This window comes from Geodermatophilus sp. CPCC 206100, assembly GCF_048569675.1.
Taxonomy (GTDB): Bacteria; Actinomycetota; Actinomycetes; order Mycobacteriales; family Geodermatophilaceae; genus Geodermatophilus.
In genome coordinates, this window is the sequence record NZ_JAQISV010000071.1 from 1 (window position 1) to 10,180 (window position 10,180).

Genomic DNA, 10,180 nt, shown 5'->3' on the forward strand with positions numbered 1-10,180 from the left:
CGGTCGCGCCCGTGCCGCGGCCGGCCTCGGGTGCGGGCCCGGGGCCGCGGGCGCGGTCGCGGGTGGTCGTGCCCGCGCGGCTCACGGCGCCGGGTCCGCCGGGACGCCGCCGGTCCCGGCGCCCCGCAGGGCGGCGAGCACCTCGGGCCCGACCATCGAGACGTTGCCCGCCCCCATCGTGATGACCAGGTCGCCGGGGCGGGCCCGGGTCGCGAGGGCCGGCGCGGCGGCCGACCAGGAGGGCTCGAAGTGGACCCGCTCGGGCGGCAGCGGAACCGCGTCGGCCACCATCGCACCGGTGATGCCGGGGACGGGGTCCTCGCGGGCGCCGTAGACGTCCATCACCACGACCTCGTCGGCCAGCCCGAGCGCCGCGCCGAACCCGGCGGCGAACTCGCGGGTGCGGCTGTAGAGGTGCGGCTGGAAGGCGACCACGACCCGGCCGTCGCCGGCCACCGACCGGGCGGCGCGCAGCTGCGCCTCTACCTCCGTCGGGTGGTGGGCGTAGTCGTCGTAGACCCGCACCCCGCCGGCGACGCCCTTGAGCTCGAAGCGCCGGTGCACGCCGCCGAAGCGGCCCAGCCCCGCGACCAGGCCGTCGGCGGGCAGGCCCAGCTCCAGGCCCGCCAGCAGGGCGGCGGCGCTGTTGCGGGCCATGTGCTCGCCGGGCACCCGGATCTGCACCCGGCCCAGCAGCTCGCCGTCCAGGACCGCCGTCCAGGACGTGGCGTCGGGGGCCACCTCGATGTCGAGCAGCCGCAGGTCGGCGTCCTCGGCGGTGCCGTAGGTGCGCACCCGCGCCGGCGTGGGCACCGTGCGCAGCCGGGCGGCGCCCGGGTCGTCGGCGCACAGCACGACGAAGCCGGCCGGGTCCACCGTGCCGAGGAAGCGGTCGAAGGCGGCCTCCACCGCGGCGAGGTCGCCGTAGTTGTCCAGGTGGTCGGCCTCGACGTTGGTGACGATCCCGCCGAAGGGCGCCAGCAGCAGGAACGACCGGTCGCTCTCGTCGGCCTCGGCGACGAAGACGTCGCCCTCCCCCGCGTGCGCGTTGCTGCCGGACTCGTTGAGGTCGCCGCCGATGGCGAAAGAGGGGTCCGCGCCACAGGCCTGGACGGCGACGGTGAGCATCGAGGTGGTCGAGGTCTTGCCGTGGGTGCCGGCCACCGCGACGCTGCGCCGGCCGGCCATGACCGCGGCCAGTGCCACCGCGCGGGGCAGCACGCGCAGGCCGCGCTCGCGCGCCGCGGCCAGCTCGGGGTTGTCGTCGCGGATCGCGGTGGAGACCACGACCGTGTCGGCCTCCCCCAGGTGCGCGGCGTCGTGGCCCAGCTCGACCCGGGCACCGAGCGCGCGCAGCGCGAGCAGCGTCGGGGTGTCCCGGCGGTCGGTGCCCGAGACGGCGACGCCCCGGGCCAGCATGATCCGGGCGATGCCGCTCATCCCGGCGCCGCCGATCCCGACGAAGTGCACCGCGCCCAGGTCGGCCAGCGCGGGGATGGGGTCGCGCCACGCGGCCACCGCGGCGGCGCTCACCGCTGCGCCACCTCCAGCACGATGTCGGTCAGCCGCTCGTCGGCGTCGCGGGCACCGGCGGCCGCGGCGTGCTGCGCGTAGCCGGCCAGCGCGGCCGGGTCGGTGAGCAGCGGCACGACGTCCTCCTCGATCCAGGACGGCGACAGGGCGGCGTCCTCCACCAGCAGCCCGCCGCCGGCCTCGACCACGGGCAGCGCGTTGCGCCGCTGCTCGCCGTTCCCGATCGGCAGCGGGACGAACGCCGCCGGCAGCCCCACCGCGGAGAGCTCGGCCACCGTCACCGCGCCGGCCCGGCACAGGGCGAGGTCGGCGGCGGCGTAGGCGAGGTCCATGCGCTCGAGGTAGTCGACCACGACGTAGGGCGCCTGGCCCGCCGGGCGGGGCGGCACGGTCACCTCGGTGTTCTTGGGGCCGCGCGCGTGCAGCACCTGCACCCCGGCGGCGGTCAGCGCGTCGGCGGCGCCCACGGCCGCCCGGTTGAGCGAGGCCGCCCCCTGCGAGCCGCCGAAGACCAGCAGGGTCGGCCGGTCGGCGTCCAGGCCGAAGGCGGCGCGGGCCTCCGCGCGGCGGGCAGGGCGGTCCAGGGTGCTGATCGCCGTCCGCAGGGGCATGCCGACGTGCTCGCCGCCGCGCAGCGGCGTGCCAGGCACGGTCAGCGCCACCCGGGCGGCCCGCCGGGCGCCGATGCGGTTGGCCAGGCCCGGGAGCGCGTTCTGCTCGTGGACGACGATCGGCACGGTCAGCCGGCCGGCCGCGAGGTAGGCCGGCAGGGCCACGTAGCCCCCGAAGCCGACGACGACGTGGGCGCCCAGATCGGCCAGCAGCTGCCGGGTCTCGCGCACCGCCGCCCGCAGGCGCCCCGGCACCCGCAGCAGGTCCGGGGTGATCCGGCGCGGTAGGGGCACCGGCGGGATCAGCCGCAGGTCGTAGCCGCGGGCGGGCACCAGCCGCGTCTCCATCCCGCGGGCGGTACCCAGGCAGGTGATCCGCAGCTCGCCGCCGTCCGTCCCACGCCGCCGCAGGGCGTCGGCGAGAGCCAGCATCGGCTCGATGTGCCCGCCGGTGCCACCCCCGGCCAGGACGACGCTCAGGCCGTTGCTCGCCGCGCCGTTCACCGTGGCCGCCGCGGGGACTCGGGCGCCGTCGAGCGGGCGCGCGGTGGCGGTTGCCGCCGGGCGTCCGCGGCCCGGGGCCGGCCCTCGGTGGCCCGCCGCTCCCGCGGTCCGGGAGCCCGCTCCCGGGGCGGCACCGCACCGGGCCGCAGCGGAGCGACCCGAGCTACGGTGCGGCCGCCGGAGACCGCCGGCCGGCGGGCCGGGCGCTCCGCGGGCACGTCCGCGGCCCGGGGCGCCGGGGGACGACGGCGGCGCGGCGGGCGCACCGGGTCGACCGCCTGCGCCGGCACGGGGAGCAGCAGCCGGGCCAGGCGGCCCCGGTCCCGGCCGCGCTGGTGCTCGATCGCCTCGGGCTCGCAGCGGGCGAAGCGGATGAGCAGCCCCACGATGGCGAGGGTGAGCACCAGCGAGGTGCCGCCGGCGGAGATCAGCGGCAGTTGGACGCCGGTGACGGGCAGGACGCCGACGACGTACCCCATGTTCATCGCGGCCTGGCCGATCAGCCAGACGGTGATCGCCACGCTGGCGAGCTGGACGAAGCGGTCGGCCGAGTTCTTGGCGATGCGGAATCCGGCGTAGGCGAGCACGCCGTAGAGGGTGACCACCACCAGGCAGCCGAGGAACCCGAGCTCCTCGCCGAGGATCGCGAAGATGTAGTCGGACTCCGCGTGCGGCAGCAGGTTCCACTTCATCGCGCTGTTGCCCAGCCCCACGCCCCACAGGCCGCCGGTGGCCAGGGCGTAGAAGCCGCGGATGGCCTGGAAACCGCCGTCGCTGGGGTCGGCGAACGGGTCGAGGAACGCGGTGATCCGCGCCATCCGGTAGGGCGCCGCCTGGATCATGACGACGATCCCGATGACCCCGGCGCCCAGCCCCCACGCGAAGAACCGCAGCGGCAGCCCGGCGCCCCACAGCAGCCCGACGAGCACCAGCGCCAGGCTCATGATCGCGCCGAAGTCGGGCTCCAGGTACAGCAGGAACGACAGCAGGCCGAACACCGGCAGCAGGGGCACCAGCAGCCCGCGCAGGGTGAGGTACCGGTCCCGCGTCGCCAGGATGTGGGCGCCCCACAGCGCGTAGACCAGCTTGGCCAGCTCCGAGGGCTGGAAGTCGATGACGCGCAGGTCGATCCACTGGCGGGAGCCGTTGAGCTGCTTGCCGATCCCGGGCACCAGGACGAGGACCAGCAGCACCGCCGCCAGCGCCAGCCCCAGCGGCGCGAAGCGGCGGACGAAGCCCACCGGGGTGCGGACGGCGGCGTAGCAGAGCACCAGTCCCACGGCGGCCAGCAGGAGCTGCTTGACCCCGGGCACCCAGGCCGGCTCGTCGGCCAGCGCGGCCTCGATCGCCGAGGCGGAGAACACCATGACCAGCCCGATCGCGAGCAGCAGCCCGGCGGCGCCCACCACGAGGTGGCAGCTGGTCATGGGGCCGTCGAGCCAGGCCGGGCCGCGGAGCCGGCGGTACGTCGTCCTCCCCCGGCCGGTCTGCGCCGTCCGGCGTCCCTCGCGGACGGGTGTGGCGCCGGTGGACTCCATCCGGTCATCGTCGCTGCTGCTCCGCGTGTCGCGGGTCAGCCGGGGGGCGTGTCGCGGTAGTGCCGCTCTCACAGGCCCGTGACGGCGAGCCAGTCGGCGTAGAACAGGCCCAGCCCGAAGGCCACCGCCATGCCGGTGACCAACCAGAACCGGACGATCACGGTGTTCTCCGTCCAGCCCGCCAGCTCGAAGTGGTGGTGCAGCGGCGCCATGCGGAACACCCGCCGGCGGGTGGCACGGAAGAACGCCACCTGGATGACCACCGACAGGGTGACCGCGACGAACAGCCCGCCGAGCACGATGAGCAGCAGCTCGGTACGGGTGACGATGGCCAGGCCCGCGAGCAGCCCGCCCAGGGCGAGGGAGCCGGTGTCGCCCATGAAGATCCGCGCCGGGCTGGTGTTCCACCACAGGAAGCCCAGGCAGGCGCCCAGGCCGGCGGCGGCCACCAGCGTGACGTCGAGCGGGTCCCGGACGGTGTAGCAGCCGTCGATCACCTCGGTGGTGCAGTCGTGGGTGAACTGCCAGAACGAGATGATCGTGTACGAGCCGCAGACCATCGCCGAGCACCCGGCGGCCAGCCCGTCGAGCCCGTCGGTCAGGTTCACCGCGTTGGAGAACCCGGCGATGAACAGGTAGGCCAGGATCACGAAGCCGATCGACCCCAGCGCCAGCGGCGCGATGTCGCGCACGTAGGAGACGACCGTGGAGGCCGGCGTCGTCCCGGCCGGGTCGGGGAAGTTGATCGCCAGGACCGCGAAGGCCACGCCGATGACCAGCTGGCCGACCAGCTTGGCGGTCTTGTTCAGCCCGAGGCTGCGCCGGTAGCGGATCTTGAGGTAGTCGTCGAGGAAGCCGACGGTGCCCAGCCCCACCATGAGGAACAGCACGAGCAGCCCGCTGGCGGTCACCCCGCGGCCGGGCTGGTTGACCAGGAACAGGTGGGCGATCAGGTAGCCGCCGACGGTGGCCCCGACGATGACGGTGCCGCCCATCGTGGGCGTGCCCTTCTTCGACAGGTGGCTCTCCGGGCCGTCGTCGCGGATCTCCTGGCCGAAGCCCTTGCGCCGGAACAGGTGCACCGCCACGGGCGTGGCGAGGATGGAGATCACCAGGCCGAACGCGGCGGCGATGAGGACGGACTTCACGCGCCTGCCCCGGCGTCGAGGAGGGCGTCGGCGAGCACCTCGAGCCCGTAGGACCGGCTGGCCTTCACCAGCACGACGTCACCGGGCACCAGGACCTCCGTCAGCAGCTCCCGGGCGGCCGCCCGGTCGGGCACGGAGATCGCGCCCTGGTTCGTGTCGTCGTCCCGCTCCGCGCGCGCGGCGGCGGCACCCGCCGCTATCCCTACCGCATCGGCACCGACCGCCACGACGAGGTCCACGCCCGAGGCGACGGCGTCGCGCCCCAGGCGCTCGTGCTCGGCGGCCGCGCCGGGACCGAGCTCGGCCATCCCGCCGAGGACCGCGATCCGCCGCCGCCCCGCCAGCCCCGACAGTGCGGCGAGGGCGGCGCGCATCGACTCGGGGTTGGCGTTGTAGGCGTCGTTGACCACGGTGACGCCGTCCGCGCGGCGGGTGACCTCCATCCGCCAGCGGCTGCGCGGCACGGCCGCCGACAGCGCGTCGGCGACGGCCGCGGGCGCCAGCCCCACCGCCAGCGCGGCGCCGGCGGCCGACAGCGCGTTGGCCACCTGGTGCGCGCCGACGACCTGCAGCCGGACGGGGCTGCGCTGCCCCGCCGCCGCCAGGGTGAACCGGGGGCGGCCGGACTCGTCGAGGACGACGTCCTCGGCCCGCACGTCGGCGCCGGCCCCCAGGCCGGTGGTCAGCACCCGCGCGCGGGTGCGCGGCGCCATGCCGAGCACGCGCGGGTCGTCGGCGTTGAGCACGGCGGTGCCGTCGGCGGGCAGCGCCTCGACCAGCTCGCCCTTGGCCGCGGCGATCCCCTCCGGCGAGCCGAACTCGCCCAGGTGGGCGGAGCCGACGTTGAGGACGACGCCGACCTGCGGCCGGGCCACGGCGCACAGCCGGGCGATGTGCCCGGGCCCGCGCGAGCCCATCTCCAGCACCAGGAAGCGGGTCCCCTCGTCGGCGCTGAGCACCGTCAGGGGCAGGCCGATGTCGTTGTTGTAGGACCCCGGCGGGCTGACCGTGGGGCCGGCGGCGGCCAGCACCTGACCGAGCAGGTCCTTGGTCGAGGTCTTGCCCGAGGAGCCGGTGATCGCCAGCGTCCGCAGCGAGCCGGCGCCCAGCCGGGCGTGCACGGCGGCGGCCAGCCGGCCGAGCGCGACCACGGGCTCGTCGACGACGACGCACGGCAGCGCGCCGTCGGGCCGGGTGGTCAGCGCGGCGACGGCGCCGGCGCTCGCGGCGGCGGCCAGGAAGTCGTGCCCGTCGACCCGCTCACCGGGGACCGCCACGAACAGGTCCCCCGGGGCGACCGCGCGGGAGTCGACGGTGACCGTGCCGGTGACGGTCCCCCGGGCGTCCGGGGGCAGCCGGCCGTGCACGGCCTCGGCGACCTCGGCCAGGGTCAGGGCGATCACGGCGTCTCCACTCCGGCCGGCGCGAGCCGCGCCAGGGCCTCGCGCAGCACGGCGCGGTCGTCGAAGGGGTGCAGGGTGCCGGCGACCTCCTGGCCGGACTCGTGGCCCTTGCCGGCCACCAGCACCGCGTCACCGGGACGGGCGCGGGCCACCGCGGCGGCGATGGCGGCCCGCCGGTCGCCGATCTCGAGCACGTCGCCGCGCCGGCCGGCGGGGACGCCGGCGAGCATCGCCGCGCGGATGGCCGCGGGGTCCTCCGAGCGCGGGTTGTCGTCGGTGACCACGAGCAGGTCGCTGCCGAGCGCCGCGGCCGAGCCCATGGCGGCCCGCTTGCCGGGGTCGCGGTCGCCGCCGCAGCCCAGCACGGTGAGGACCCGTCCGGCGGTGGCCGCCCGCAGCGCGGTCAGCGCCGTGGCCACCGCGTCGGGGGTGTGCGCGTAGTCGACGACGGCGACGAACGGCTGGCCGGCGTCCACCGGCTCCATGCGGCCGGGCACCACGGTCTCGGCCAGCCCGGTCAGGGCGGTCTCGACCGGCACCCCGACCGCGTCGAGCAGGGCGACGGCGAGGACCGCGTTGGCCACGTTGAACCGCCCGGGCAGCCGCACCGACGCCGACCAGCTGCGCCCGCCCGGCCCGTGCAGGGTGAACGCCGAGCCGCCGTGCGGGGCGACCACCACGTCCCCGGCCCACCAGTCGGCGCCCGGGCCGACGGTGGAGACGGTGACCGCCCGGCGCCCGCCGAGCAGCCCGGTGAGCCGGCGCCCGTAGGCGTCGTCGACGTCGACGACCTCGACCGCCGCGCGCCCGTCGAACAGCCGCGCCTTGGCGCGGAAGTAGTCCTCGATGTCGGTGTGGAAGTCCAGGTGGTCGCGGCCGAGGTTGGTGAACCCGGCCGCCGCGAACGGGACCCCGCCCACCCGGCCCAGCACCAGCGCGTGGCTGGAGACCTCCATGACCACCGTCTGCACGCCGGAGTCGGCCATGCGGGCCAGCAGCGCGTGCAGGGCCGGCGCCTCGGGCGTGGTCCGGACGCTGGGGAAGGCGGTGACCGTGGGCGTCCCGTCCGGCGCGCGACCCCGGGTGCGGGTCTCGACGGTGCCGATCAGGCCGGTGCCGCGGCCCGCCGCGGCCAGGCCCGCCTCCACCAGGTAGCTGGTCGTCGTCTTGCCGTTGGTGCCGGTGATCCCGATGACCTGCAGCCGCCGGCCGGGGTCCCCGTACACGCGCGCGGCGACGGCACCGAGCAGCGCGCGCGGATCGTCCACCACGCAGACCGGCAGGCCGGTGGCCAGGGCCAGGTCCCGGCCGGACGGGTCGGTCAAGACGGCGACCGCGCCGCGGGCGGCGGCGTCGGCGGCGAAGCGGGCGCCGTGGGTGCGGGCGCCGGGCAGGGCGGCGTACAGGTCCCCGGCCCGGACCTCGGCCGAGGCCAGGGTGACGCCGGAGACGGGGGTGCCCGGGTCGCCGGTGACGGGCGCACCGAGTAGGTCGCCGAGACCGGCGAGGGTCAGCGGGGTCACCGCCCCCTCCCGCTTGCGCTCACGGGACTCCAATCTACCGGCGGTGCGGCCCCGTCCCGGGGACCGCCCCGGGGCCGGTGGCGTTCCGGAACGGCTCCCCGCCGCGGTCCCGCGCCGAGCGTGGGGGGAAGGGAGCCCGTCACCCGGTGAGGCGGAACTCCGGGCGGGGCGTCCCCGACGGCACGACGCCGTGGGCGGTGAGCGCCTGGCGCATGATGTCGGCGAAGACCGGCGCGGCCACCTGGCCGCCCTCCGCCGAGCTGGTGGGGCGCTCGAGGTCGACGGCGACGACGTACTGGGGGTCGTCGGCCGGGGCGAAGCCCACGAAGGTCGTCACGTACCCACCACCGGCGTAGCAGCCGCACTCCGGGTTGGCCCGCTGGGCGGTGCCGGTCTTGCCGGCCACCCGGAAGCCGTCGACCTCGGCCAGCGGCGCGGTGCCGCCGGGGCCGACGACGGCCTCGAGCATCAGCGCCATCGCGTCGGCCGTGGACTCGCTGACCACGCGGGTGCTCGCCGGCGCCGGCGGCCGTTCCCCGCCGACCGACTCGACCAGCCGGGGCTCGATGCGCACGCCGCCGTTGGCGATCGCCTGGTAGACCGACGCCATCTGCAGGGTGGTCACCGACACGCCCTGCCCGATCGGCACGTTCGCCGCGCGGCTGGCGGTCCAGTCCCCGGAGCCCTCCAGGATGCCGGCGCTCTCGCCGGGCAGCTCGATCCCGGTGGTGCTGCCGACACCGAAAGCCCGCAGGTACTCCTCCAACCGGGCGTCGCCGACCTGGCGGGCCAGCATGATCGTGCCGACGTTGCTGGACTTGGCCAGCACGCCGGTGACCGTCCAGTCGATCGGCTCGTGGTCGTGCGCGTCGGTCACCACGGCGTCCCCGGCCTGGATGTGCCCGTCGACGGTGAGGACGGTCTCCGGCTTCGCCACGCCCTCCTCGAGCGCGGCGGCGAGGGTGACCGCCTTCATGACCGACCCCGGCTCGAAGACGTCGGACACGACCGGGTTGCCCAGCAGCGCGGGATCGGTCGTCCGGGCCTGGCCGGGGTCGTAGCCGGGGCAGGACCCCATGGCCGCGACCTCGCCGGTGTGCACGTCGAGGACGACGGCGGACGCGCGCGTCGTGGCGCCGTCGTCGCAGGCCTGCGCCAGCCGCTGCTCCATGACGAACTGCAGGTCGGCGTCGAGGGTGAGGCCCACGGTCGCGCCGTCGGTGGCCGGGGTGGACTCGTCGATGCCCGACGGGATCGGGTTGCCGCCGCTGCCCACCTCCACCCGCCGCTCGCCGTCGGTCCCGGCGAGCTCGTCGTCGAAGGCCTGCTCGATGCCGGCCAGGCCGTCGCCGTCCCGGCCGATGAAGCCCACGACCTGGCCGGCCACCGTCCCGGCCGGGTAGAGCCGGACGGGGTCGTCCTCGAAGAAGATCCCGCCGAGGCCGAGCTCCTCGATGGCGTCGACGGTCTCCGGGGTCACCTGCGAGGCGAGCACGACGTAACGGCCGTCGCGGGAGAGCAGCTCGGTCAGCTCCGACACCGGGACGTCGAGCAGCGTGGTCAGCGCCAGCGCGGTGCGGGCCGGGTCGGCGACGACCGTCGGGTCGGCCACCACGCGCGAGGCGGCGACGGTGTAGGCCAGCGGGGTGCCGTCGCGGTCGACCACCTCGCCGCGGAGGGCGGCGATCGGATAGCTGCTCAGCCGGTCCTCCGCGGCCGCGGCGGCGTAGTCGCCGCCGTCCACGCCCTGCAGCAGGACCAGCTTGCCCATCACCACCAGCAGCGGGGCGAGGACGACGATCAGCCCGACGGTCAGCCGCTTGCTGCCGGGCCGGATGCCGCCGCGCAGGCGGGGGCGGCCGGGCGGGCGGCGCGGCGCGAACGCGCCGGAGCCGCGGGGCGCGGCGCGCTCACCGGCGC

7 protein-coding genes are annotated in these 10,180 nt (G+C 76.6%); all 7 read right to left on the minus strand.

Annotated features, from left to right (window positions below; translation table 11 throughout):
* Window positions 1-81: 81 nt before the first annotated feature.
* A complete protein-coding gene (murC, locus tag PGN05_RS23905; protein WP_419755079.1) occupies window positions 82-1,533 on the minus strand; it encodes a UDP-N-acetylmuramate--L-alanine ligase in 1,452 nt (483 codons plus the stop codon).
* On the minus strand, window positions 1,530-2,648 hold the full coding sequence (gene murG / locus PGN05_RS23910; protein WP_419755080.1) for an undecaprenyldiphospho-muramoylpentapeptide beta-N-acetylglucosaminyltransferase: 1,119 nt from the start codon (window positions 2,646-2,648) through the stop codon (window positions 1,530-1,532). Before murG ends, murC begins: the two co-directional genes overlap by 4 nt.
* Window positions 2,645-4,186 (minus strand): putative lipid II flippase FtsW, encoded by a 1,542-nt coding sequence (ftsW, locus tag PGN05_RS23915; RefSeq protein ID WP_419755081.1) that lies wholly within the window; start codon window positions 4,184-4,186, stop codon window positions 2,645-2,647. Before ftsW ends, murG begins: the two co-directional genes overlap by 4 nt.
* Before the next feature lie 68 nt (window positions 4,187-4,254).
* Window positions 4,255-5,334, minus strand: a complete 1,080-nt coding sequence (gene mraY / locus PGN05_RS23920) for a phospho-N-acetylmuramoyl-pentapeptide-transferase (protein WP_419755082.1) — start codon at window positions 5,332-5,334, stop codon at window positions 4,255-4,257.
* Window positions 5,331-6,737: a UDP-N-acetylmuramoyl-tripeptide--D-alanyl-D-alanine ligase gene (locus tag PGN05_RS23925; protein WP_419755083.1), complete on the minus strand. Its 1,407-nt coding sequence runs from the start codon at window positions 6,735-6,737 to the stop codon at window positions 5,331-5,333. The genes mraY and PGN05_RS23925 overlap by 4 nt, the downstream gene beginning before the upstream one ends.
* Window positions 6,734-8,260, minus strand: a complete 1,527-nt coding sequence (locus PGN05_RS23930; protein WP_419755084.1) for a UDP-N-acetylmuramoyl-L-alanyl-D-glutamate--2,6-diaminopimelate ligase — start codon at window positions 8,258-8,260, stop codon at window positions 6,734-6,736. Before PGN05_RS23930 ends, PGN05_RS23925 begins: the two co-directional genes overlap by 4 nt.
* Window positions 8,261-8,399: 139 nt before the next feature.
* Window positions 8,400-10,180, minus strand: a 1,781-nt coding sequence (locus tag PGN05_RS23935) for a peptidoglycan D,D-transpeptidase FtsI family protein (RefSeq protein ID WP_419755085.1), incomplete at its 5' end; no start/stop codon positions are given.